The organism is Labrenzia sp. CP4 (assembly GCF_001579905.1).
Classification (GTDB): Bacteria; Pseudomonadota; Alphaproteobacteria; order Rhizobiales; family Stappiaceae; genus Roseibium; species Roseibium algicola.
This window is the reverse complement of record NZ_CP011927.1, coordinates 1724790-1749769: the sequence shown is the minus strand read 5'-3', so window position 1 is coordinate 1749769 and position 24980 is coordinate 1724790. Positions and strand designations below refer to the sequence as shown.

The 24980-nt window shown below is 59.1% G+C and carries 19 protein-coding genes; 10 read left to right on the top strand and 9 right to left on the bottom strand.

What is annotated here, in order from left to right; all coding sequences use genetic code 11:
* Positions 1–25: 25 nt before the first annotated feature.
* Positions 26–1138, top strand: coding sequence for a PAAR domain-containing protein (locus tag ACP90_RS27910; protein ID WP_082809695.1), 1113 nt, complete (start codon positions 26–28; stop codon positions 1136–1138).
* Positions 1139–1194: 56 nt separating this feature from the next.
* Complete coding sequence (locus tag ACP90_RS08040) at positions 1195–2178, top strand: hypothetical protein (RefSeq protein ID WP_145915729.1); 984 nt, start codon at positions 1195–1197, stop codon at positions 2176–2178.
* A 20-nt stretch (positions 2179–2198) separates the two neighbouring features.
* Here the strand turns inward: ACP90_RS08040 and ACP90_RS08035 are convergent, their stop codons facing one another.
* The 4 genes from ACP90_RS08035 to ACP90_RS08020 all read right to left on the bottom strand — a co-directional run bounded on the left by ACP90_RS08035 (position 2199) and on the right by ACP90_RS08020 (position 8726).
* The gene (locus tag ACP90_RS08035; protein ID WP_062487798.1) at positions 2199–3485 is read right to left on the bottom strand and encodes a DUF930 domain-containing protein; all 1287 of its coding nucleotides are present in this window, start codon (positions 3483–3485) and stop codon (positions 2199–2201) included.
* Between the two features lie 106 nt (positions 3486–3591).
* Positions 3592–5580, bottom strand: coding sequence for an RNA polymerase sigma factor RpoD (gene rpoD, locus ACP90_RS08030; RefSeq protein WP_031268185.1), 1989 nt, complete (start codon positions 5578–5580; stop codon positions 3592–3594).
* Positions 5581–6110: 530 nt separating this feature from the next.
* Positions 6111–8057, bottom strand: a complete 1947-nt coding sequence (dnaG, locus tag ACP90_RS08025; RefSeq protein ID WP_062487796.1) for a DNA primase — start codon at positions 8055–8057, stop codon at positions 6111–6113.
* A 174-nt stretch (positions 8058–8231) separates the two neighbouring features.
* Entirely contained in the window at positions 8232–8726 is a 495-nt protein-coding gene (locus tag ACP90_RS08020) for a GatB/YqeY domain-containing protein (RefSeq protein WP_051990208.1), read from the bottom strand.
* Between the two features lie 245 nt (positions 8727–8971).
* On the opposite strand from ACP90_RS08020, the gene carA reads away from it, so the two are divergent.
* The gene (gene carA / locus ACP90_RS08015) at positions 8972–10156 is read left to right on the top strand and encodes a glutamine-hydrolyzing carbamoyl-phosphate synthase small subunit (protein WP_062491453.1); all 1185 of its coding nucleotides are present in this window, start codon (positions 8972–8974) and stop codon (positions 10154–10156) included.
* Between the two features lie 151 nt (positions 10157–10307).
* Here the strand turns inward: carA and ACP90_RS08010 are convergent, their stop codons facing one another.
* Entirely contained in the window at positions 10308–10745 is a 438-nt protein-coding gene (locus tag ACP90_RS08010) for a MerR family transcriptional regulator (protein WP_022997956.1), read from the bottom strand.
* An 871-nt stretch (positions 10746–11616) separates the two neighbouring features.
* Here ACP90_RS08010 and ACP90_RS08005 point away from each other — a divergent pair.
* The 4 genes from ACP90_RS08005 (at position 11617) to ACP90_RS07990 (ending at position 16738) form a co-directional block, all read left to right on the top strand.
* Entirely contained in the window at positions 11617–11895 is a 279-nt protein-coding gene (locus tag ACP90_RS08005) for a helix-turn-helix transcriptional regulator (RefSeq protein WP_022997958.1), read from the top strand.
* Positions 11896–12066: 171 nt separating this feature from the next.
* On the top strand, positions 12067–15429 hold the full coding sequence (gene carB / locus ACP90_RS08000) for a carbamoyl-phosphate synthase large subunit (protein ID WP_062487795.1): 3363 nt from the start codon (positions 12067–12069) through the stop codon (positions 15427–15429).
* A 114-nt stretch (positions 15430–15543) separates the two neighbouring features.
* Positions 15544–16017 (top strand): transcription elongation factor GreA, encoded by a 474-nt coding sequence (gene greA, locus ACP90_RS07995; protein WP_062487793.1) that lies wholly within the window; start codon positions 15544–15546, stop codon positions 16015–16017.
* 259 nt (positions 16018–16276) lie between these two features.
* Positions 16277–16738 (top strand): hypothetical protein, encoded by a 462-nt coding sequence (locus tag ACP90_RS07990; RefSeq protein ID WP_022997961.1) that lies wholly within the window; start codon positions 16277–16279, stop codon positions 16736–16738.
* 41 nt (positions 16739–16779) lie between these two features.
* Here the strand turns inward: ACP90_RS07990 and ACP90_RS07985 are convergent, their stop codons facing one another.
* Together ACP90_RS07985 and ACP90_RS07980 are read right to left on the bottom strand one after the other, a co-directional pair.
* Positions 16780–17130, bottom strand: coding sequence for a VOC family protein (locus ACP90_RS07985; RefSeq protein ID WP_022997962.1), 351 nt, complete (start codon positions 17128–17130; stop codon positions 16780–16782).
* 34 nt (positions 17131–17164) lie between these two features.
* Positions 17165–17632: an Lrp/AsnC family transcriptional regulator gene (locus ACP90_RS07980; protein WP_031268195.1), complete on the bottom strand. Its 468-nt coding sequence runs from the start codon at positions 17630–17632 to the stop codon at positions 17165–17167.
* A 201-nt stretch (positions 17633–17833) separates the two neighbouring features.
* On the opposite strand from ACP90_RS07980, the gene ACP90_RS07975 reads away from it, so the two are divergent.
* Genes ACP90_RS07975 through ACP90_RS07965 form a run of 3 tightly spaced genes read left to right on the top strand, consistent with a single transcriptional unit; the run spans position 17834 to position 20782 of the window.
* Positions 17834–18865 carry a mitochondrial fission ELM1 family protein gene (locus tag ACP90_RS07975; RefSeq protein WP_062487791.1) on the top strand — a complete coding sequence of 344 codons (1032 nt, stop codon included), beginning with the start codon at positions 17834–17836 and terminating at the stop codon, positions 18863–18865.
* A 21-nt stretch (positions 18866–18886) separates the two neighbouring features.
* Complete coding sequence (gene trxB, locus ACP90_RS07970) at positions 18887–19855, top strand: thioredoxin-disulfide reductase (protein ID WP_062487790.1); 969 nt, start codon at positions 18887–18889, stop codon at positions 19853–19855.
* A gap of 30 nt (positions 19856–19885) precedes the next feature.
* A complete protein-coding gene (locus ACP90_RS07965) occupies positions 19886–20782 on the top strand; it encodes a LysR family transcriptional regulator (RefSeq protein ID WP_022997966.1) in 897 nt (298 codons plus the stop codon).
* 668 nt (positions 20783–21450) lie between these two features.
* Here the strand turns inward: ACP90_RS07965 and msrP are convergent.
* Positions 21451–22413, bottom strand: a complete 963-nt coding sequence (gene msrP / locus ACP90_RS07960; RefSeq protein WP_062487788.1) for a protein-methionine-sulfoxide reductase catalytic subunit MsrP — start codon at positions 22411–22413, stop codon at positions 21451–21453.
* A gap of 170 nt (positions 22414–22583) precedes the next feature.
* A complete protein-coding gene (locus tag ACP90_RS07955) occupies positions 22584–24647 on the bottom strand; it encodes an elongation factor G (RefSeq protein WP_062487786.1) in 2064 nt (687 codons plus the stop codon).
* Between the last annotated feature and the right edge of the window lie 333 nt (positions 24648–24980).

Below are 24980 nucleotides of genomic sequence, written 5' to 3'. Positions count from 1 at the left end.
AGTTTTTATTAAGACCGGTTCATTTATGGGTTTTCCTGCCGCTCGTCTCACCGACCTGCATACCTGCCCCATGTGCATGGGGGTTCCCGCGCCAATCGTATGGAAAGGCGCCTATACCGTGCTTACCGGCAAGCTGCCGCAGGCACGTGTTGGCGACATGTGCGTTTGCGTCGGCCCGCCGCCTCCAGCTGGTGGTGACCCCATCATTACGGGTGCGTGGACGGTTCTGGTCGAAGGCAGCCCTGCTGCGCGAATGACCGATCTGACCGCAAAGGCCGGAACAATCATAACCGGCCTGCCAACGGTTCTGATCGGAACGCAAGGCGGTGGTGGTGGAGGCGGTGGCGGAGGAGCAGGCGGCGCAGCGCCTCCGGCAAAAAGTCCGCACAAGTTCTCCGCCAGCGCGGAGAAAGGGGGCGAGAAGCCGTACAAGGAAAGATACAAGAAAAAATACAACTCGAAAGGCGTTGAGAATCCGGACAAAGAACAGCGTTCGCTGAAGGATCAGCTTAAGGACGACGCCGAGATCAGCGCCGAATACGAGTATGAGCTGTTCAGCAAGGAAAAGACCTTCTGGGAATCGGAAGGCGGTCATTTCAAGACCGAGGCGAGCGCGGAGGCAAAGCTCGGCATATCCGGCGATATCAACGGGGATTTTGCCGCTGGAGCTTATGCAAATGCGAAGGTCGCCGCCATCACCGGAAAGGCCGAAGGCAAGACGCTTAACGGGCTTGTCGGTGGCAAGGTGGAAGGCGAAGCCTTGTCCGCTTCAGCCGAAGGGGGTGTCGGCTTCCGAAAATCCGAAGATTTTGCGGGAGTGGAAGGCAAAATCGGAGGTGAACTCGTTCTGGTACAGGCCAGCGCCGAAGGCACCATTAACATCAGTCCCAAAACGCTGTACGACAACACCCTTGGCCCGTTTTTGAGCTGGGTGAGCGGAGATCCGGCGAAACGAACGCTCGACAGTGCCTATGACCACGGCCTTCGAATCGGAGGTCGCGGAGAAGCCGGTGTCGGGGCTGCAGCCGGGGCCAGCGCGCAGGCAGGAAAAATCGGTGGCGCCTATGGCGTGACTGCGGAAGCCAAGGCAGGGGCTGGTCCGATGGCGGGCTTCAAGGTCTTTGTCGGAGTTTATTAGACAGGTGGTTTTGCACTCGAGACCGCCGGCAAGAACACCCAAGGGTGATGATCGGAATGACCACTGAGGACTATGTCGCCGCCGAACTGACCGCAATCAGCCCGGCCCCGTTTGCGTTCCAACTTCTGCTTCCCGGAAGCTGGGAGGTGAAGCAGGTCAACGAGCAGCCCCTAACGGTGGACAGCCCCACCATCATTGCGGTTTTCGAACCTCCCCAGGCGACGAATATCTCCGTTCAGGTGATCGGCATTCTCCTCAACAACGAGATCTCGGCCGCACACTGGCTCGAATACTACTGCTCCCTGTCGTCCTGGCATGTCGACACCCTGCAACCGATCGATGCTCGCCGCGCACGCGCAAGCTGCTTCGTCAGGGCCGAAGGCCACGAACTGCGCGGCCTCGTCACCGTCACGGTGAATGGCAATACGCTGATCCTGATCCAGGCCTTTGTTCCTTCCAGCGAGTTTGCTGCCCTTTCGGACGTCGTCAACATGGCCGTCAGGTCCTTCCGCACCGAGCAGGTCAGGCAGCCGAACGTGATCGAGGACTGGAGCAACTTTTCCCCGTTCCAGGACATCGGTTTCTTCTTCCCGGCGTCCTGGCATGTCAACCAGCCGCAATCCGGTCTGGCCGATCGCATGGCCATCGACTTTGCCCGCACGGGCTCCAACGGCGAGATCCTCGGGTTCGCCAGACTGAAGGCGATCAGCGCACAGCAGCCGGTAGACCTAGTTCAGGAACTGAGCAAGACCAGACGGGAGTTCGAAGGTTCCGACATCATTTTCGACGCGGGTGCGACGTCGAAAGCGGTGACGCTCGACCCGCCATTTATCGAAGCCACCGAAGTGACTGTCGGTGCCCGCACGAGTGAAAGCGATGAGCCGCTGGAATTCACCGCGCTGGCGATGAAGACCCCGTCGCACGTGATCATCAGTTCCATACTCGGCCTCTCTCGCAAGACCTCGTTCTACAATTGGGCGGTGAACATGCGTGCGCACGAAATCGCCAACGCGTCGCTGCAATTCAAGAGTCAGTCCTGAGGTCAGTCAAACTGGCGGGATCAGAACCCCGTCAGTCCCCGTTCCAGCCACTGACTTTGCGGGATCTCCTTGCCGATCTTGAAGGAGAACCGCTCCACACGCGTCACGCCGCTGTCCGTCTCGCAGCGGAAAGCCACGTCGAACCAGCGGCCAAGACTGCGGAAAGCGGCGATACGCGGCTGCAGAACGTTGCCGCCACGAGGCCGGAAAGACGGCAGCAGTTCCGGCGGCAAGGAACTGACGGAAGCAATCTGCTCTCTCAACTCGGTCATGCACAAAAGGTTCAGCCGCTGGCCCTCGGTCATGCCGCGCATGGCCGTGCGTGCCTGCGGATCATCCAGAATATCGCGGGAATAAAGTTCCCGAGCTGCAATCATTCCGGCTGGAGGTCCTTCCGAGCCGCCTGATGCCCTCCCTCCTCCTGCCTGGTCGCGTTGAGGCGAAGCCACCGGTTTCGGTGGTTTGGGAGCGGGCGTCTTGTTTGTTGCGATCGGTCCGACAATTCCGAAGTCTTCGGCGGGCTGCTCTCCGGTTTCAGCCGTGTCCGTTTCCGCGCCGGTTCCAACGGTCTCCTCTGGCAGGGCCTCCGGCTGTTCGGGTGTTTCGGCAACGTCTGAGGCCTCCTCAAGAGCTGCGCTATCATCAGCGGCGTCTTCAGCGGCGGTATCCTGCGCTTCTTCCGAAGCATCCTCCTGCGGCGCTTCGGTTTCGGCAGCCTCGGTCTCCTGACCTTCGCCCTCACCTTCGCCTTCGCCGGCGTCCGTTTCGCCCGCCTGGGCCTCATCCGTCTGCGCGTCGGTTTCCGCCTGCTGCTCACTCTCCGAGGACGCGCTTTCCGCGGATGCCGGCGGCGTTTCCTCTTCCCCTTGCAGCCCCGTGTCTTCTTCGCCGAACTCGGTCACTTCCTGCAGAACGGACGGCTCTGGCGGTTGTTCGGGCGTCTCGGCAAGGTCTTCGCGAGCGGACGCTGGCGGTGGTGGAGGTGGCGGCGGGGCTTCCTCGGCCTGCTCCTGTTCCGGCGGCTCGGGTTGTTCGGGTGTTTCCACCTCTTCCTGCTCCGGCTGCTCCGGTTCAGGTTGCTCAAGTTCCACAGGTGGCGTCTCTTCCTCCTGCGGCGGCGGGGGCAATAGCTCGACTTCAACCACGTCCTGCAAGGGCTGGGTCGTATAGCCGGATACGCCTTCCAGCAGCATCAAGGCCACAAGCGCGTGCAGCACGGCGGAGACCACAAGCCCCCACAGGAAAAGCCGCCGGTCCGCAGGCTCGATCCCGACCATGTTCCGGTCCATGTCGGCGGTGATGGCCAATAGAGCGCCCTTAAAGCAAAGTTGCCGGTTGATTTCAGGTTCGAAGTTTCAAAAAAACCCGGCGTCTCCGCCGGGTTCTTTGATGTTTCAAGCTCTTCCCGGCAGCTTAGCTGTCCAGGAACGAACGCAGCTTGCGAGACCGGCTCGGGTGCTTCAGCTTGCGCAGCGCCTTCGCTTCGATCTGGCGGATACGTTCACGGGTAACCGAGAACTGCTGCCCGACTTCTTCCAGAGTGTGGTCGGTGTTCATGCCGATACCGAAACGCATGCGCAGCACGCGTTCCTCACGCGGAGTGAGCGAGGCGAGCACGCGGGTCGTCGTTTCGCGCAGGTTCGACTGGATGGCCGCATCAATGGGCAGAACCGCGTTCTTGTCCTCGATGAAGTCGCCCAGATGCGAATCTTCCTCATCACCAATCGGTGTTTCGAGCGAGATCGGTTCCTTGGCGATCTTCAGAACCTTGCGAACCTTCTCCAGCGGCATCTGCAGCTTTTCAGCCAGCTCTTCCGGGGTCGGCTCGCGTCCGATTTCATGCAGCATCTGGCGCGACGTACGCACGATCTTGTTGATCGTTTCGATCATGTGCACCGGAATACGGATGGTACGGGCCTGGTCGGCGATCGAACGGGTGATCGCCTGCCGGATCCACCATGTCGCATAGGTGGAGAACTTGTAGCCGCGCCGGTATTCGAACTTGTCCACCGCCTTCATCAGGCCGATGTTGCCTTCCTGGATCAGATCCAGGAACTGCAGGCCGCGGTTGGTGTATTTCTTCGCGATGGAGATCACGAGACGCAGGTTCGCCTCGACCATTTCCTTCTTCGCGATACGTGCCTCGCGCTCGCCCTTCTGCACCATTGCAACGATGCGGCGGAATTCGGTGATTTCGAGCCCGGTTTCGGTGGCCAGCGTCTGGATGTCCTGACGCAGCTCGCGAACGGTTTCCTTTTCCTTCGCGATGAAGTTTTTCCAGCCACGTGTGGAAAGATTGGCAACCTTGCGCAGCCAGTTCGGGTCGAGCTCGGCACCCTGATACTGCTTCAGGAAGTCCGTGCGGTCGACATTGTAGCTGTCGGCCAGACGCAGCAGACGGCCTTCATAGCCCATCAGGCGCTTGTTGATGTCATAGAGCTGGGCAACCAGGGCGTCGATACGGTTCTGGTTGAGCGAAAGGCTCTTCACATCAACGATGATGTCTTCTTTCAGCTTCTTGTAGCGGCGCTCCTGGCTTGGCGACAGGGTCTTGTTGGCCAGCTTGTTTTCCACCAGCTGATCCTGCAGGCGGCGAAGCTTCTTGTAGTTGTCGGCGATGTTGTCGAAGGTTTCCAGGACGCCCGGCTTCAGCTCGGCTTCCATCGCGGACAGGGAAACGTTGGATTCGAACTCGTCGTCGTCATCCTCGCCGTCACCGTCTTCGCTTTCGTTTTCGGTGTCTTCAGACGCACCGCCGGAGTTTTCCGAATTGCCTTCGCCCGGCGCCACATCGTCATTGGCAACGGCCGGGCCGGCCTTGGCATCAGGGCCGGCATAGGTTGCTTCCAGATCGATAATGTCACGCAGAAGAACCTGGGCTTCGTTCAACTCGTCACGCCAGATGATGATGGCCTGGAAGGTCAGCGGGCTTTCGCAAAGACCCGCAATCATCGCCTCGCGGCCAGCCTCGATGCGCTTGGCAATCGCGATTTCGCCTTCACGCGACAGGAGCTCGACCGAGCCCATCTCGCGCAGATACATGCGCACGGGATCGTCGGTGCGGTCGGCGGGCTCTTTCGTGGTGCTCTTGGCAAGTGCCGTCGTGCTTGCGGCAACCAGATCGCCGCCATCGACTTCTTCCGGGCCTTCTTCGGCTTCGTCGGAATCGATCACGTTGATGCCCATGTCGGAAAGCATGGACATGGTGTCTTCGATCTTTTCCGAAGACACCTGCTCCGAGGGCAGAACCTCGTTCAGTTCATCATAGGTGACATAGCCGCGTTTCTTGGCGGCTTTGATCATCTTTTTGACAGCGGCATCCGACAGGTCCAGCAGAGGGCCGTCAGGGCCGTCCGTGCTCTGCTCCTGTGTGTCGTCTGCTTGTGTCGCTTTGGCTACCATATCGTGCTCCAGTTCGCGGCCGGTCCGGCCACGCCGCGCCCTTTGTTTGGCTTCAACCCAATTCACCCCCAGCGCGCCAGCATGTGGTGCGGCGGCGTCTGAAAGAATCACTGCGGTTAGGTTTGTAAGCCGTGTCCCTTAAGTCCCAATTAACCGTACACTTTTCGACATTGGCATATTTCAGCATCGACGCAGCACACGGCCTTTTCTGTCGGCATCCGGAAACGGATGCGTAAAAGGTGTTCGTTCGGGTTGCAGCTATATTAAGACTTTTGCCGCGAGCAGGCTTGAAAGCTCCGGCGCTTGAGGGCTGCAAAGGTTCTATTTAGCTCGGCTCACGCGATTCGCAAGTGTGATTCGTCACCGGTCAATTGGAAAATGCCATTTTTGTGCTCCTGCGCACACCAAAGAGGGCATTTTCAGGCCCAATGCCGGTTCGTCGCCAGAAAACGGGTCGCAGCTCCAAAAGTTCCCTTTTCCGCAACTGAAGGTCCACACATCCTCGTTTAAGCTACCGGCAAGCCATTCCGTCAATGAGCTGCCACGGCCACAGGAGGTGCCGTGCGGATCTTTTTGGCACGCTCGGCAAGGTCGGCTTCATCGCGCGCACATTCCTCTCGCCTCCGGCTGAGGTCCTGCGTCAAGGCCTGGATGCGCATCCAGGAATTCTCATCAAGCTGCTCGTCCGCGGTAGCAAGCTCGGAGGAGAGTTCGTCTTCCAGCGCATTGAGTTCCAGGACATCGAGAAAGTGCAGATAGGCCGCTTCGATGAAATCCTCCGGCGGGTTGGATTTCAGAAGCGGGAAGCGATGGATCAGCGCGGAAAACTCCGCGCCACGTTGCTGCTGCATGCCGATGGTTTCGAGCATCATTTCACCCATGATATCCCGAAGCGGTTCCTCGAATGCGCTGGTCAGGTCGGAAATGGGCGTCGCTTCCAGGTCGTCGACGATCCGGCACAGAATGTCCCGCAATTGCCTGTGGAGGTCATTAGCAAAAGGCAACCTGGAAAACCGCTCGAAGTTCCTGTCGAGCAGATGCGGGAAGCGCATGCTCAAACCGAGCACCAGTCGTTCGGTGCCGAAATCGTGGCTGGCAGCAACCCGTTCGCGTGCCGTGCCGAGCGGAGACGCCGCGTCGGCGGAGCCACCGCCCTTGCCGCCCTTGCCTCCCTGCCGGGACTGGCGTGCCTGCTCGAAGAACAGGTTCGACAGCTTGAACTTGAGATCGAGCTGATACCGTCGACGCACCCGCTCGTCGCGAATGGTGGCAATCAGATCATCGAACCGCTTTTCCAGTGCCGCCTTGCGTTCAGGCGTATCGAGTCGTGAAACGGAAATCTCCCGCTCCCAGACCACATCGAACAGGGACTGTGCCCGCTCGACTTCGTCATGAAAGCCTGCCACCCCGCGCTGCTTGATGAGGTCATCGGGGTCCATGCCGTCAGGCAGGAAGCAGAACTGGAACGAATAGCCGCTCTTAAGCACCGGAAAGATCCGGTCGATGGCGCGATGTGCTGCCGAAACACCTGCCGCGTCGCCGTCAAAGCAGATCACCGGTTCGGGAGCGAATTTCCAGAGCCGCACCACCTGGTCTTCGGTAAAGGCCGTGCCTAAGGACGCGACCACATGGTGGATGCCCGCCTGCCAGAGGGCGATCGCATCGAGATAGCCCTCCACCACCACTGCCTCGCCGCTTTTGAAGGCGGGTTCGCGTGCGCGATGGGCGTTGAATAGCATGACACCCTTGTGAAAAAGAGGTGTTTCCGGCGAGTTCAGATATTTCGGCTGTCCGTCCGGAGACAGGGTTCGCCCGCCAAAGGCGACCACCCGGCCGCGGTCGTCCTGGATCGGGATCATCAAACGTCCGCGGAACCGGTCGTAGGACGGGCGCCCGTCTTCCGGCTTGATGATGAGCCCTGCCTCGATGATTGCAGCTTCCGGGATCTCGCGCGCTGCTAGATATCCCTTCAGCGCATCGCGGCTTTCAGGCGCAAACCCGAACCGGAATTCGCGCAGCGTATCGGGCGTCAGGCCGCGTTTTTGCGTATAGGCACGGGCGGTGTCGCCACGTGGGCCCGCGAACTCGGCCTGAAAGAACTGCGCCGCCATTTCGCAGATATCAGCAAGCCCGGCCCGCTTCTTCTCGCGCCGGGCCGCCTGGGGATCGGGCGCAGGCAGACCGACGCCGGACTGTTCGGCAAGGCGTTCGACAGCCTCCGGAAAGCTCAGCCCTTCGGTTTCACACAGGAACGTAAAATGATCACCGGACGCACCACAGCCAAAACATTTGTAGCGGTTACGGCGATCGTCGACGTGAAAACTTGGGCTCTTTTCCTGATGAAACGGGCAGCACGCCCAATAGTCGCCCTTGCCCGGCTGCGTCTTGCGCCTGTCCCAGGTCACACGCCGCCCAACGACATCCGACAAGGTCAGACGGGCACGAATTTCATCGAGTAGGCGCGGTTCGAAACGCATGGAACAGTGTACGGGTCCGGATTACAGAAAACGGCATCCTGCCATCGGCACATTCGGGCGCCGCCGGTCAGTCCGCCAAAATAGAATGTCTTGAAGGTCGTTTCCAGTGGTGCCGGGCCTCATGCCCGGCTTCTGGAAGATTTTTGCATCAGCCTCACCGGCTGCAACAGCGGCTCAGTCCTGCTTACCAGTCCCGGTGCTGCCCTGTTCACCACCGTCAGCGCGCAACATGTCCTTCACCAGGCAGGACGCCTGCACGAAGTCCATTTTCCCGGGATAACGGCTCTTCAGTTCGTTCATGCAGCGGCCGATGTCACGCAGACCATGCGCGTCGATATCCTTGACCGTCTCTTCGCAGATCTTCTGCATTTCCTCGTCACTGAGCTGAACGGGCAGAAATTCACGGATGATTTCCTGCTCTTCGCGCTCCTGCTCGGCCAGGTCGAGCTGTCCGCTGCTTTCGAACTCTTCCGCGGAAGTTTCCCGCTGACGGATCATTTTTTGAAGGATCTCAATCACTTCGGTTTCGTTGACGCCGTCCTTGCCGTTTTCACGGGCAGCAGCCTCACGGTCCTTCACAGCGGTCTGCACCAGACGCAACGTGGCGCACCTGCGCTTGTCGCCTTCGTCCTGTGCCGCTTTCAGGGCAGCGTTGATTCTTTCGCGCATCACATCGCGCATGGTTCACCCCACCCCTGCCGCGCTGAGGCCCGGCGCTCAGGGGCGCCATTCCATTTTCTCAGCCAAGCCATTGAATTTTAAAGATCTTTTTTCAGAGGATCAATATTGACGATCCAAGCCGCTTCCCATAGAGTCCCGCGCTTAATGCAGGCGGCCTTTTGCGGGCTTTCCAGCCCGCCGCAGACGCCCTTCCTGCAGCGCATGATGTCACCAACAAGATCTGGAAACAAGACATGACGACTGCAGACGCATGGTCCGAGACCCCGGCGACCGCCTTGCTTGTGCTCTCCGACGGCAGTGTAATCGAGGGACAGGGCCTCGGCGCAACCGGCCAAGCCGTTGGTGAGATTTGCTTTAATACGGCAATGACCGGTTACCAGGAGATCCTGACCGACCCATCCTATTCCGGTCAGATCATCACCTTCACATTTCCGCATATTGGCAATGTCGGCACCAACGATGAAGACATCGAGACGGTCAACATGGCCGCAGACAGCGGCATCCGCGGCGTTGTGCTGGCAGCCGCCATCACCGATCCGGCCAACTACAGGGCGGCAAAACATCTCGATGCGTGGCTGAAGAGCCGCAACCTGATCGGCATCAGCGGCATCGACACCCGCGCGCTGACCGCGCTGATCCGTGAAAAAGGCGTGCCCAACGGCGTGATCGCGCATTTGCCGGACGGCAAATTCGATGTCGATGCCTTGAAAACGGCTGCCAGAAACTGGCCCGGCCTGGTGGGTATGGACCTTGCCAAGGACGCTTCCACCACCCAGTCGCACCAGTGGCACCAGACGACCTGGAAATGGGACGAGGGCTACGGCGAGGCAAAGGCCGGCAAGTTCAAGGTCGTTGCCATCGACTACGGCATCAAGCGCAACATCCTGCGCCTTCTGGCTGACGCCGGCTGCGAGGTCACGGTTCTCCCCGCGACCGCGACGGCGGATGACGTCCTGGCGCAAGCGCCCGATGGGGTGTTCCTGTCAAACGGGCCCGGTGATCCGGCCGCAACGGGCGACTACGCGGTGCCGATGATCAGAAAGATTGTCGATGCTGGCGTTCCCACGTTCGGTATCTGCCTTGGCCACCAGATGCTCGCTCTGGCGCTTGGCGGCAAGACCCTCAAGATGCACCAGGGACACCATGGCGCCAATCATCCGGTATTCGACCATACCACCGGCAAGGTTGAAATCACGTCGATGAACCATGGTTTCGCGGTGGATGCGGACAGTCTGCCGGACAACGTTCAGCAGACCCATGTGTCCCTGTTCGACGGATCCAACTGTGGGTTGGCGATGAAGGACAAACCCGTGTTTTCCGTCCAGTATCACCCGGAAGCATCCCCCGGCCCGCGTGATAGCCACTACCTGTTCAAGCGGTTCACCGACCTGATGGAAAGCGCGAAATCGGCAGCCTGACCTACTCAGGCCCCGGGAAATGTAGACAAGCGTTCGGCCGACGAACCAGCCGGCCAACGCCACTCCGCCACCGGAATGCAGCATTGTCTCAAATAAAAAACCCCGGCGTGCAGTGCACGCCGGGGTTTTTTGATAACTGATGCCGGAAGCTTTATCCGATCAGTTCGTCAAATGCCGTCAGGATCTGACCGACTTCTGCGATCTGCTCGTCAAGCATCTGCTTCTGCTCCACCAAGATTTCCTGTTGCGCAAGGCAGATTTCCTGAAGTTCCTTGAACTGGTCTTCCCGTTTGCCGTTGCCTTCCACCAGCTTGATCACCCGGCGGATTTCGGCAAGCGTGAGGCCGATCTTCTTGGCCTGCAGGATTACCCGCATCCGCGAAACGTCACGAGGACCGTAGAAACGGCGTGCGCCCTTGCGAACCGGATTGAGAAGACCCTTTTCTTCGTAGAAACGAAGCGTCCTGAGGGTTACGTCGAACCGCTCGGACATTTCCGAGATCGCGAGAGCGCGATCGTCAAGCATCACTTCTTGTCCTGGCCCGGCAATATCCGGCACCACGACCATCTTGGTTGCTACATTGTTCATACTTTTAAGCCCGATCTTGTCTTTTTTGTTCCAAGTCTGGCTGGGTCTTGCTGCGCTCCCGACTCGCCGGTCCCACCTCCGGTTCATCAGGTCCCACTAGCACCGCAATTACAGCCCCCGCAGCTTGAAGCGCAATGCTCTTCGCTTCAGAAGCTCCCAACGCCAAACTCATAGGAGACTAAGCAGTAGTCTAATACACCGGATCGACAGTTAAAATCTACGCCAAATTTAGGAATATTGCCCAGTTTTTACGGAAGTTTCAGTTATGCGAAAACTAAAACTAAAAACCTACGAGAAAGGACACGCAACTACGAATGTTTATTCAGGGGCACTTTAGCCAAAACACGAACAAATATTAATTATCGATAATCTGAATATAAGAACTAGACTTTTCTTGAATATATAAATCCACAATAAATTTTCTTTACCTCACGGCAACGACCAAGGGAAAATTACTTAGTTCGCTTACTCCTAACCCTGAGGATTATTACAATTAGTGAATTTCCCTTAGATACTATGTAGGCAAAAAAGTTCACGAATCGTGATCCGCGAGACGAAAAAGAACGCTACATACGCAACAATACCCGCTATGCGCGAATATCAATTCAGCCTTACTCCTCATGAAAAGATAAGGAAAAATCTAAGCTTATCACTTATTTGACCAACCGTTACGGCACCGAACAAGTATATCAATTTTTTGTCCACACGGTCAATTTTACCATCAAATTCAACCACCTCCATCGACGCAAAAGAGCACATTGTGCACTTCTCGATTGACAAGCGATGAGCAAGGTTATTTTTTGTCAGAAGTACCGGACGAGCGAACCCGCAAGGGGATGCCCGCAACCAAGGTATTCTGGAATAAGACGAAATGGCCGATTCAAAATCCAAAGACACCATGCCCGGCATGACCCCGCAGCAGTTCCGCCATTGGCGGCGAGCACTCGGGCTCAAGCAGAAGGATGCGGCAGACCGTCTGGGCCTGAAGAAGCGCATGATCCAGTATTACGAAAAGGGAAATCGCGACGGGCGACCCGTTGAAATTCCCAAATCCATCCGCCTTGCCTGCTATGCATTGTCGGAAGGGATCGGCGACTTTGACGGCCAGACAACGATCCCGTTACCCGCCGAAATTGCCAAGCCGGAATAAAGTCGTGATTTTAGCTCGCAAAAGGTCGACTTTCACGCCCTGGCGGGGTTCCCTCCTGCGCAGCTTTTCCCTATAAGACGCGCTCAGCCAACATAGTCATACCCTCATGTCCGAGCCAGACCGAATAGCGAGCCCGCTGTCCGGAAAGGCCGCTGCGAGCTGCGAGCCGAGATGCCAAAACGCACAGATATCTCTTCCATCCTGATTATTGGTGCCGGTCCGATTGTCATCGGTCAGGCATGTGAATTCGATTATTCGGGCACCCAGGCCTGCAAGGCGCTGCGCGAGGAAGGGTATCGCATCATCCTGGTCAACTCGAACCCGGCGACGATCATGACCGACCCGGACCTGGCTGACGCGACCTACATCGAGCCGATCACTCCCGAGCTGGTGGCCAAGATCATCGAGAAGGAACGCCCGGACGCGCTTCTGCCGACGATGGGTGGCCAGACCGCGCTGAACTGCGCACTCGATCTGGAACAGATGGGTGTTCTGGAAAAATACGGCGTGGAAATGATCGGCGCCCGCGCCGATGTCATCGAAAAGGCTGAAGACCGCGAAAAGTTCCGGGCTGCGATGGACGTCATCGGTCTGGAAAACCCGCGCGCGGCCATTGCCTCCTCCCCGGCAATTCACGACGAGAACGGCCGGATCGTCGGTTACGACCGCAATGCCGGCTATCTTGAAGCCATGCGCGCCATCGACGAGATCGGCCTGCCGGCGATCATCCGTCCCGCCTTCACCCTGGGTGGCACCGGCGGCGGCGTTGCCTATAACCGGGAAGAATTCGAAACCATCGTCCGCTCCGGCATCGACGCGTCTCCGGTCGGTCAGGTCCTGATCGACGAGAGCCTGCTCGGCTGGAAGGAATATGAAATGGAAGTTGTCCGCGACACGGCGGACAACTGCATCATCATCTGCTCCATCGAGAACGTCGATCCGATGGGCGTGCATACCGGTGATTCCATCACTGTCGCGCCGGCCCTGACGCTGACCGACAAGGAATACCAGATCATGCGCGACGCCTCGATTGCGGTGCTGCGCGAGATCGGCGTCGAAACCGGTGGATCGAACGTGCAGTTCGCGGTCAATCCGGACAATGGCCGCCTGGTCGTCATCGAAATGAACCCGCGCGTGTCGCGGTCTTCCGCCCTGGCCTCCAAGGCAACCGGCTTCCCGATCGCCAAGATCGCGGCCAAGCTTGCTGTCGGCTACACGCTGGACGAACTGGAGAACGACATCACCGGCGGCGCGACCCCGGCATCGTTCGAACCGACCATCGATTACGTGGTCACCAAGATCCCGCGTTTCGCCTTCGAAAAATTTCCGGGCTCCGAAGCAACCCTGACCACTGCCATGAAGTCGGTCGGCGAAGTGATGGCCATTGGCCGGACCTTCAACGAAAGCCTGCAGAAGGCGTTGCGTGGTCTGGAAACGGGCCTGAACGGCTTTGATGAAACCGAAATCCCGGGCCTTGATCAGGGCGACGACCGCAACGCCCTGCGCGCTGCCGTCTCGACACCGACACCGACCCGGCTTCTCAACGTCGCCCAGGCCATGCGCCTTGGCATGACGGTCGAGGAAATCTACGAGGCCAGCGGCATCAACCCCTGGTTCCTGGAACAGATCGAAGCCATCCTGGAAATGGAAGCGAAGGTCCGCAAGCTCGGCCTGCCGAAAGATGCAGCGAACTTGCGCAAACTGAAGGCCATGGGCTTTTCCGACGCGCGCCTAGCAAGCCTTGCCGATCTCGATGCGTCGGACGTTGCCAAGCTCCGCAAGCAGCTGGACGTGCACCCGGTCTACAAGCGCATCGATACCTGCGCTGCCGAGTTCGCATCCCCGACAGCCTATATGTATTCCACCTACGAGGCTCCCTTCATGGGGCAGCCCGCGTGCGAGGCGAACCCGTCCGACCGAAAGAAGGTGGTCATTCTGGGTGGCGGCCCGAACCGGATCGGTCAGGGTATCGAGTTCGACTATTGCTGCTGTCATGCCGCCTTCGCGCTGGAAGACGCGGGCTACGAGACCATCATGGTCAACTGCAACCCGGAAACCGTCTCTACCGATTACGACACGTCCGACCGCCTCTACTTCGAGCCGCTGACCGCTGAAGACGTGCTGGAGATCATGCGCAAGGAGCAGGAGAACGGCACGCTGCACGGCGTCATCGTCCAGTTCGGTGGCCAGACCCCGCTCAAGCTGGCGCAGGCGCTGGTGAAGGCGGACGTGCCGATCCTCGGCACGTCACCGGACATGATCGATCTTGCCGAAGACCGTGACCGGTTCCAGAAGCTTCTGATCAAGCTCGACATGAAGCAGCCGGAAAACGGCATCGCCTATTCCGTCGAACAGGGTCGCCTCATCGCCGGTCAGCTCGGCCTGCCTCTGGTGGTTCGCCCGTCCTATGTCCTGGGTGGCCGTGCCATGCAGATCATTCGCGACGAGGAAGCCCTCAACTCCTATCTGCTCGGCACCCTGCCGGAGCTGGTCCCGGCGGAAGTGCGGGCAAAGTACCCGAACGACAAGACTGGCCAGATCAACACTGTGCTGGGCACCAACCCGCTGCTGTTCGACCGCTATCTCGACGGCGCGATCGAGGTGGATGTCGATGCCCTTTGCGACGGCAAGGACGTGTTCGTCTGCGGCATCATGGAGCACATCGAGGAAGCCGGCATCCATTCCGGCGACAGCGCCTGCTCCCTGCCGCCGTTCTCGCTCGGCGAAGAGATGCTTGAAGAACTCAAGCGCCAGACCACGGCATTGGCTCTGGCACTGGAAGTCGGCGGCCTGATGAACGTGCAATACGCCATCAAGAACGGCGAGATCTTCGTTCTGGAAGTCAACCCGCGCGCATCGCGCACCGTGCCCTTCGTCGCCAAGACGATCGGTGCGCCGGTCGCCAAGATCGCCAGCCGCATCATGGCGGGAGAAAGCCTGGCTTCCTTCGGCCTCAGCGAGAAGAAACTCGACCATATCGCGGTCAAGGAAGCTGTCTTCCCGTTCGCCCGCTTCCCCGGCGTCGACACGATCCTCGGACCGGAAATGCGCTCGACTGGCGAAGTCATGGGCCTCGACACTGCCTTCGGCAAGGCCTTTGCCAAGTCCCAGATCGGCTGCGGCACAGGGGTTCCGGACAAGGGCACCGTCTTCGTTTCCATGCGCGACGAAGACAAGGCCGGCGTGCTTGACGCCGTCCGCAGCCTGGAAGCCGGCGGCTTCACGATCATCGCCACCGGCGGCACCCAGAAGTTCCTCGAGGACAAGGGGATTGCGGTGAAGAAGATCAACAAGGTTCTTGAAGGCCGCCCTCATATCGTTGATGCTATCAAGAACGGTGAGGTCCAGCTCGTCTTCAACACGACCGAAGGCGCACAGGCCATCTCCGACAGCCGGTCGATGCGCCGGGCGGCTCTTCTGAACAAGGTACCGTATTACACGACCCTTGCAGGATCAGTGGCTGCTGCGAAAGGCATTGCCGCCCATAAAGCTGGGAGCCTTGAAGTAAGACCTTTACAATCCTACTTCGGCTAAGGCTATTATACTCGTGACCGGCCGGGAAAGCGCGCCTTTCCCGGCTTGGTTTGTTTTTGTCAAAGCGCGGTCCTCGAGATTAGGGGGACCCAATAAGCTGAAGGTCTGAGACCAATGGAAAAAGTTCCGATGACCTCCGCCGGGTACAAGATGCTCCAGGATGAGCTGAAGGAACGTACCGCGGTAGAGCGCCCGCGCATCGTCGAGGCGATTGCTGAAGCACGCGCGCATGGCGACCTGTCGGAAAATGCGGAATACCATGCGGCTAAAGAAGCCCAGAGCCTGAACGAAGGCCGTATTTCGGAACTGGAAGACAAGCTGTCCCGCGCTGAAATCATTGATGTGTCCAAGCTGTCCGGCGACATTGTCAAATTCGGCGCGACCGTCACCCTCATCGACGAGGACACCGAAGAAGAAAAGAAATACATGATCGTTGGCGACGTCGAATCCGACGTGAAGCAGAACAAGGTCTCTATTTCTTCTCCGATCGCCCGCGCCCTGATTGGCAAGTCCATCGGCGACAGTGTCGAAGTTGCTGCCCCTGGCGGTGCCCGGTCTTACGAGATCGTGGACGTACGCTTCGTCTGACCCCAGCCTTTCAGTGTTGAGCCTTCCCGGTCTGGCCTCTCTTTGCAGGGACCGTCCCCGGTCTTAGCAGGCCTGAAAATTGCCCCTGGCCGTTTCAATGTCCGGGTTCCCTTTGAACCCGGACCTGCCTGGCACAGCTCCCCGGCAACGTACGCGCGTTCTGCGACTGTCCTTAAGTCGCAGCAAAAGCAGAGCTTTCCCTTTGACGTCCACGACACAGCCGTTAAGCTGACAACCGGAAAGTGTCGGAGGATTTGCAATGGTCTTTAACGCGATTGCTGTATGGTTGTTGATCGCGTCGGTGCCGTTATGGATATACCGCTGGTTTCTGTTTTCCAGGCTCACGGCACGCGAACGCCTGATGTTCAAGCGCCTCGTCGCGCAACGCCACGAAAGCTCCTTCGTGTTCGCCGTGCGGATGGCTGGTTACCTGATCGCTCTGGCTGTTGCCGTCTTCTTCGTCGTCTTCGGTCTGCAATATCTGAAGTATGGCAACTTTGGCATAACGACCTACAGCGACACGATACGCAGCAGGTTCTATTCCGGCATTGAGCCTGTCGACCAGGCGCTCGACAGCTACCACTATGACCAGATGCTGCCCGTTGCGGCACTGACGACCATCCTGCTGGTGACCGTCGCCTTTACACTGGTCACCGCCGCTCTCAGGGACATCTCCCTGATCCGGCGTCTCCAGAAAAAAGTGAAAAAACTGGCTTCGTGAGTTTGTTGGCGCCCTTGCCTGCCGGATCGGCAGGCAGCGCCTCACGCGTGCTGCAAGATATTCACCAGGCGGCCAAAAGGGTCGCGCACATAAAAGCGCCTGACGCCCCAGGGCTCATCTGCCGGGCCGTATTCGATGCCGAGGCCTTTTGCCTGCACTTTTTCCAGCACTTCTTCAAGGTTATCGACTTCGACCGAAAAATCGGGCACGGGCGTTCCCGCACCGCCTTCCGCCGCAATGCTGACCTGGGCCATCGCCCCCCGTTCGCCTGCAAAGGTGACGATCCAGCCGTGATCCATCGCCAGGTCCATGCCCAGCACGTCGCCGTAGAAGCTTTGCGCCTTGCCGGTATCCGGCGATGCGATGTTGGCAACGACACGTTTCACAGCCATGGCGTCTTGTTCCTTCTTGCAGCCGGTTCGGACTTCAATCGATTGGAACGACAGGCTCATCCTTTGTGCGGCGGATTGTCAACGCCGTACGAACGCTGTCGACGTTGGGCGCAGCGGTCAATTCGCGAATGATGAAATTCTGGAAGGTCTGCAGATCCGGCGAAACGCATTTCAGCAGGAAGTCGACCTCACCCGAAAGCATGTAGCTTTCGCGCACCAGCGGCCAGTTCTGAACCGTCTGTTCGAAGGCAATCAGATCCGCCTCGGTCTGGCTGTGCAGCCCGACCATTGCAAACGCTGTCACGTCGTAACCGAGCTGCTTTTCATCAAGCAGGGTCCGGTAGCCCAGAATGAGCCCGGCTTCCTCCAGCGCGCGCACCCGGCGCAGGCAGGGAGGAGCGGATATGCCGACCCGACGGGCCAATTCCACATTGGTCATCCGTCCGTCATCCTGCAATTCCTTCAGGATCTGCCAATCAATGGCATCGAGCCGCGCTTTCAAACCTGTCTCCTTCGCGCTTCGCATGACGCGCCATGCTGTGGGCATTCGGGTCTTTCGCAAGACTGTCGCCTTGCCCGATACCGGAATCCCAAGCTAACCTCTATTTGTGTGCCGAGTTATGATTTTTTGCGCGTTTGTGCAAGACTATAACAAAATTGCGCACGATTTCGAAAGATTACGATAGGGGAACTTCTCCAAAACATGCCTTTTTCGCCGGAGAAAGCCCCTTCTTCCCTCTGGATCCTCACCGATGGAAAGGCGGGCGACGTTGCCCAGTGCCGCGGTGTTGCCGAAGCCCTCGGCGCACCTGTTGAAGAACGCCACATAGCGCCGCGTGCACCCTTTACCTGGTTGATGCCCTTCGGTCCGATCGATCTGCGCGAGCGGGAGACCCGCCCCGGCAGCCCGATTGCCCCGCCCTACCCTGATATCGCCATCGCGTCCGGCCGCCGGGCGGTCCCGTATCTGCGCCGGGTCAAGCGCCTCTCGGGAGGCAAGACCTTTACCGTGTTCCTGAAAGACCCGCGCATAGGATCAGACGCAGCGGATCTCATCTGGGTACCCGAGCATGACAAGCTGCGCGGACGGAACGTCCTTGTAACACCGACGTCCCCACACAAGTTCTCCGCCGCAACACTGGCCGAACTCCGCAGCCGGCAGGTTGCCGAGATAGATGGTCTTCCACGGCCCCGTGTTGCGGTTCTTGTCGGCGGGGACAGCCGGCACCACAGGTTTTCCGAAGACGACCAGAACCGCCTTTTGAGCGGCCTGCGAGAGCTTGCACATGAGGCACATGTCCATTTCATGATCACAGCCTCCCGCCGCACGCCGGCCGGATTGGCCTATGGTCTTGCAGGATTGGCCAAATCGGGAAATCACCTCTACTGGACAGGCGACGACCCCAACCCTTACGGCCTCTATCTCGCCAAGGCAGACGCCATCATCGCCACTGCCGATTCCACGAACATGATCGGTGAGGCCACAGCCACCGGCAAGCCGGTCCATGTATTCGAGCCGAGCGGCGGTCACGACAAGATCACCCGGTTTTTGGGGACTTTGCGACGCATGGGTGTCATTCACCCCTTTCCAGGTCCGCTGAAAACCACTACCTACGAGCCGATAGATGCCACGCCGGTGATCGCTCAACGCATCTTGAGCGATTTTTCGGCCGCACGGCAAACCCGGAACAACGCCCCGATGGGCCAACCTGGCAACGCAAACGCCGGGACATGAAAACAGGATAAAGGTGCGCCCATGAGCACGGAACACAGCAAACTTCTGATCATCGGCTCCGGCCCGGCCGGCTACACGGCTGCCATATATGCTGCCCGCGCCATGATCGAGCCGACGCTGGTGGCCGGTATTCAGCCGGGCGGCCAGCTGACCATTACCACCGATGTCGAGAACTACCCCGGCTTCGCGGATCCCATCATGGGGCCGTGGCTGATGGAACAGATGCAGAAGCAGGCCGAAAACGTCGGCACCAAGATCCTTTACGACACTATCGTGAAGGCTGACCTGTCCCAGCGCCCGTTCCGCCTGGAAGCCGACAGCGGCACGGTGTTCACGGCGGACGCCCTGGTGATCGCCACCGGCGCGCAGGCCCGCTGGCTTGGCCTGTCTTCGGAGCAGGATTACATGGGCGCCGGCGTTTCCGCCTGTGCGACCTGTGACGGCTTCTTCTACCGCAACAAGGAAGTTGTGGTTGTCGGCGGCGGCAACACCGCCGTGGAAGAAGCGCTGTATCTCGCCAATCTCGCCTCCAAGGTGACGCTGGTTCATCGCCGTGACAGCCTGCGGGCGGAAAAGATCCTGCAGGACCGCCTGTTCCAGCACCCGAAGATCGACGTCATCTGGGACCACCAGGTCGACGAGATCCTCGGCGGCGGCATGCCGAAAGCAGTTACCGGCGTACGGTTGAAAAACACCGCGACCGGCGAATTCCAGGAAATTTCCACGGACGGTGTCTTCATCGCCATCGGCCACGCACCGTCGGTCGAACTCTTCAAGGATCAGCTCTCGCTGAAGTCCAACGGCTACCTGGAAACTGCCCCGGATTCGACCAGGACATCCATCCCGGGCGTCTTTGCGGCCGGTGATGTCACCGACGACATTTATCGGCAGGCAGTAACCGCTGCCGGCATGGGCTGCATGGCAGCCCTTGAAGCCGAGAAGTTTCTGGCCGAACATGAAGTGACGTCGACAAAGCAGGCCGCCGAATAGGCTGCCTGACTGTCCTGCGGAGGGGCACGCATGGATTGGGACAAATTGCGCATTTTTCATGCGGCCGCACAGGCTGGCAGTTTCACGCATGCAGGTGACACCCTGCATATGAGCCAGTCGGCTGTCAGCCGGCAGGTCAGTGCGCTAGAGCACGATCTGGGCGTTCCGCTGTTTCACCGGCACGCCCGCGGCCTCTTGCTGACCGAACAGGGCGAACTGCTCTACCGGACTGCCAACGACGTTCTGATGAAGCTGGAAGCGGTTCAGTCGAGCCTGACGGACAGCAAGGAAAAGCCATCCGGAGCCCTGCGTGTGACAACCACGGTGGGCCTTGGTTCCACCTGGCTCACCTCACGGATCAGAAGCTTCATCGATCTCTATCCTGATGTCGACCTGCACCTGATCTTCGACGACGACGAACTGGACCTTGGCATGCGCGAAGCGGATGTGGCCATCCGCTTGCGCCAGCCAACCCAGCCGGACCTGATCCAGCGCAAACTGTTTACAGTGCATTTCCATGTCTATGCGGCACCGGAATACCTCCAACGGTTCGGAACACCTGTGTCGATCGACGACCTCGACAAGCACCGGCTGATCACCTTTGGCGAACAGGCTCCGGCCTACCTCCGCTCGATGAACTGGCTGGAAACAGCCGGGCGCGTCGCGACAAGCCCGCGCAGGTCCGTCCTGAAGGCCAACAACATCGTGGCCATCAAGCGTGCCGTTCAATCCGGCGTGGGCATTGCCATTCTGCCGGACTACATCATCGACAAGTCGTCGAACCTGGCGCCTGTCATGACCGATCAGGACGACAAGGTACCCTCCTTCGACACCTATTTTGTCTACCCTTCGGAACTGAAGAACACCGCGCGTGTTACCGCGTTCCGCGAGTTCCTGCTGGCAAATGCAGAAGGCTGGGTTTTCTAACCCCGCCCTCCTGTCGTCTATCTGCCCGAATGCGATTGGCTCAACCAGCCCCGGCTTGACCGGGACGCAACCCTGCTTGCCTGCACGGGCGGCCATACAGAGGCTTTTGCAAATACTCTCCCCCTAAAAACGTCTCGGAACTCGGCCTGCGCCGCGGCAACCGAGCGGCCCGATTGTCCCCATTCCCCTGGGAAAGCATAGGACTGGACAGACTCAGGTTTCATTCGCCAAATCAGCTCAACATTTAGGCATCAAAATTACTGCACACGGGGAGAGCATTTGCATTTATTTCGGTGAAACAATCGATTTTTTCACTCGAAATTAAAAATTTTTTTGAAGCCACCGGCAAAAACCGACTAATTCAATCTGTTGTAATTAAAGGGGTTTTGGTCAAATTTTTGACCATTCAGTCAAGCCCTGCGTAAAATGCATAGCAGATCTGCGCCCCTGCCTCTTGTTTACGCAGCTTGTGCACTGCATATAAGCATCACTGTTGGTCAGACGGACATCACGTCCTCCTCCCAGTGATGTTCCGACCAGCTGTTCCCCTCTGGAAGGTGATTCCACTGTTTTCAGTGAATCAAAATAAACTGCCGGGTCTTTTAAGACCCGGCTCTTTTTTTGCCCAGACCATGCTGCGACGCAGCATGACGTAATGTCACTTCACCTCACATGAACAGGCGTTCGTTGCCCAGGTCCTTGTAGAGGCCGGCCACCTGCTCCTCATAGCCGTTGTAGAGAAGCGTGTTGCGGCGCTCGTCCGTTCCAAGCAGCCGCTCGGAAGACTGCGGCCAGCGGCGATGCGGCACGGACGGGTTCACGTTCGCCCAGAAGCCATATTCAGAAGACTGGATCTCCTCCCAGAAGCTGACCGGACGCTCGTCGGTGAAGGAGATCTTCACGATCGACTTGATCGACTTGAAGCCGTATTTCCACGGGACAACCAGCCGGATCGGTGCACCATATTGCTTGGCAAGCGGCTTGCCGTAAACGCCGGTAGCGATGAAGGCGAGTTCATTGGTCGCTTCTTCCAGCGTCAGGCCCTCGACATAGGGCCAAGGATACCAGCTCTGCTTCTGCCCGCTGGCAACCGACGGATCGAGGAAGGTTTCAAATCGCAGGTATTTTGCGCCGGACTGCGGCCCGGCCAGCTTCACCAGCTCGGCAAGCGCGAATCCCGACCAGGGCACGGCCATCGACCACGCTTCGACGCATCGATGCCGGTAGAGCCGCTCTTCCAAAGGCATCTTGGCCAGAAGGTCATCGATGCCGATCTCTTGCGGATTGTCGATCATGCCATCCAGCACGACGGTCCAGGGGCGGATCTTGAGTTCCTGTGCCGCCGGCCAGATCTGCTTGTGCGTGCCGAACTCGTAAAAATTGTTGTATTTCGCCGTGAACTCTTCCGGGGTCACGTCCCTGTCGAGCGTAAAGGTCTCATTGCGCTTGACCGGATAAAGGCCCGCGCTCGGGTCTTCTTCCGCAAAGGCCGGGCGAATTCCAAGGCCCGTACCCAACAGCGCACCAGCCCCGGCAAGGCCGGCAAGGATCTGCCGGCGGTTCATGAAAACGGCCTCCGGTGTTGCTTCCCGTTCCGGAAGCTCCCAGCTGCGTTTCTTCAGTATATTCATTGTCAGTCTCCCGTTTGTTCCGAAGGAAACCGGAATCGGCTTTCAATGGCAAATAACGCCCTGGTGACTGAGCGCAACAACAAGGTGATCAACAGTACAGCGCTTTAATAAGGCGAACACAACAGAGGGGCCAACCGGCCCCTCTGTCATCGCTTTCAGTGCTCAACCGTTCACGCGGCCTGTCTGCCGGACCTCTGCAGGGCAATATCCGCCGCCTTGCCGGAAAGTTCCGCCATATGGTCGAACTCGGCGGTGTAGCTTGCAACCCCGGCGGTCGCCGAACGCAGTTCGATGATCAGGTCACCGATTTCCGCCTCCGGCATCAACGCCTGCACCTCATCCCAGCCATTCCACTCGGGACGGGCGTCGAAGCCAAGCAATTGTCCGCGTCGTGCCGAGACGATCGCATTCACCCGCGCGGTCGCATCACTCGGGCAGGCAATCACCACCTTGTGGATCGGCTCCAGAAGCACCGGCTTGCACTCAGGCAGACCTTCCCGGATTGCAAGTATGCCGGCCATCTTGAAGGCCTGGTCGGAACTGTCCACAGAGTGATAGGAGCCGTCCGTCAGACAGACGGACACATCCACCACCGGGAAACCGAGCGGGCCTTGCCCCAACGCATCCAACACGCCGTCACGCACGGACGGGATATATTGTTTCGGCACGACACCCCCGGTAATCGTGTCTGAAAACTGGACGCCCTCGCCGCGCGGCAGCGGAGATATCTCGACCACCACATCGCCGAACTGACCATGCCCGCCGGACTGTTTCTTGTGACGGCCACGAACCTTGGTGCCTGACCGGATCGTCTCGGCATAAGGCACGTGCGGTGTATTGGCGGCGATATCCAGACCGTATTTTCCGGCAAGCCGTTCCTGGGCAACACGCAAATGCATTTCGCCCTGCCCTGCAAGCAACGTTTCGGCCGTTGTCTGGTTTTGCGAGACGATCAGCGAGCGGTCCTCTTCAACCAGTTTCGCCAGTGCCGCGGAAAGACGGACCTCGTCCTTGCGCTGTTTGGCGGAAATCGCCGTCGCCAGAACAGGATTGCGCCGTTCAAGCACCTGAAGGCTTTCGATCTTTCCGTTTTCGAAACTCAGGAGGTCGCCCGTCTGGACATCATCGAGCCTCCCGAGCCCAACCAGATCGCCCTTGCCGGCCGTTGCGATCTTGTTCGCCTGCTGGCCGAAGACAGAAAACAGTCCGGACACCTTGATTTCGGTGTCGCCATTGAGGAACAGGGTATCGCCGTCGGAGACCACGCCTTCCAGAACGCGGGCGATCGACTGCTTGCCGCCGTGCTGGGTGTGCAGCGTCTTGACGACCTGCAGCATCGCGCGCGACGTCGTGCCAAGCACCCGGCGCGACAGCAGGTCTACACCAGGAACCTCGTGGCGCAAGGCCTTGAGCAGCCGGCTGACACCGTTGCCGTGTTCTGCGGAGCCGAAGAAAACCGGGCAGATGAGACCGTCCTGCATTTCGTTCACCAGATCGGCGAACACCTGATCGCGATTGGGGGCGATATCCTCGAGCAACGCCTCCATCAGGTCGTCGTCGTGATCGGCCAGGTGTTCCAGCATGGTGAAACGGGCTTCGTGCTCACGTGCGAGGTCCGCATCGGACATGTCGATCTGCGTGCTTTCCTCCTTCTCGTGATAGACATGCGCCCGCTCCAGCGCGAGATCGATGAACCCCGTCGCCAGGCCGTCTTCCCAGATCGGGATCTGTCGCAGCACCAGCGGCACCGCAGATGCCGGTTGCAGCAGGCTCAGGACATCGCGCACCCGCCGCGTGCTCTTGTCGATCTTGTTTAAAAACAAAACCCGCGGAATGGCGCGGGCTTCAAGGGCTTTCAGGATCAGCTGCAGGGCTGGAACCTTGCGCTCGTCGTCCTCCGCCACCACAACAGCCAGATCCACCCCGGAAAGCGCCCCGTCCATTTCGCTCAGGAACTCCACGGATCCAGGGCAGTCGACGAACACGAAGCGATCTCCCAGGAATTCCGCGTCCGCAATGTTCAGTTCCACACTCATGCCGTGGGCACGCGCTTCCGGCGAAGCGTCGCCCACCGTATTTCCGTTCGCGACGGATCCTTGCCGGGCCACCTTGTCCGTTCGCGCCAGCAAGGCTTCCAGAAGACTGGTCTTGCCGCTGCCGAACGGACCCACTAGGGCGATACAGCGCGGAGCGCTGCCCGCAGCAGATCCTTTTCCGTTTGAAGTGATTGCCATGCTGAGCCTCCCGTTAGTTCGAGGATACCTCGTAACAACGCGGCAGGGCCGGCTGGGGGACGCGGCCTGCCGCGTCTCGCCCGGATGGGATCGAAGGCCTTTTGCCCGGTACTCAACAGCACCAAGCCCCAAACTGCGGCCGATCGACCAGGGGCGGTCAGCCATCGTCGCGCCGATATCGGCGGCAACGCAAGGGAATCTTACGCGGCAGCGCAGCAATTTGCCCTGGTCTCGGCTCAGTCTCCAGGCCGATGACAGCTCGCCAAAAGTGCACAAAAATCCAAAACACCGCCGATCCCAGAGGCTTATAAAGGCTCTCCCGACCGAGATCTC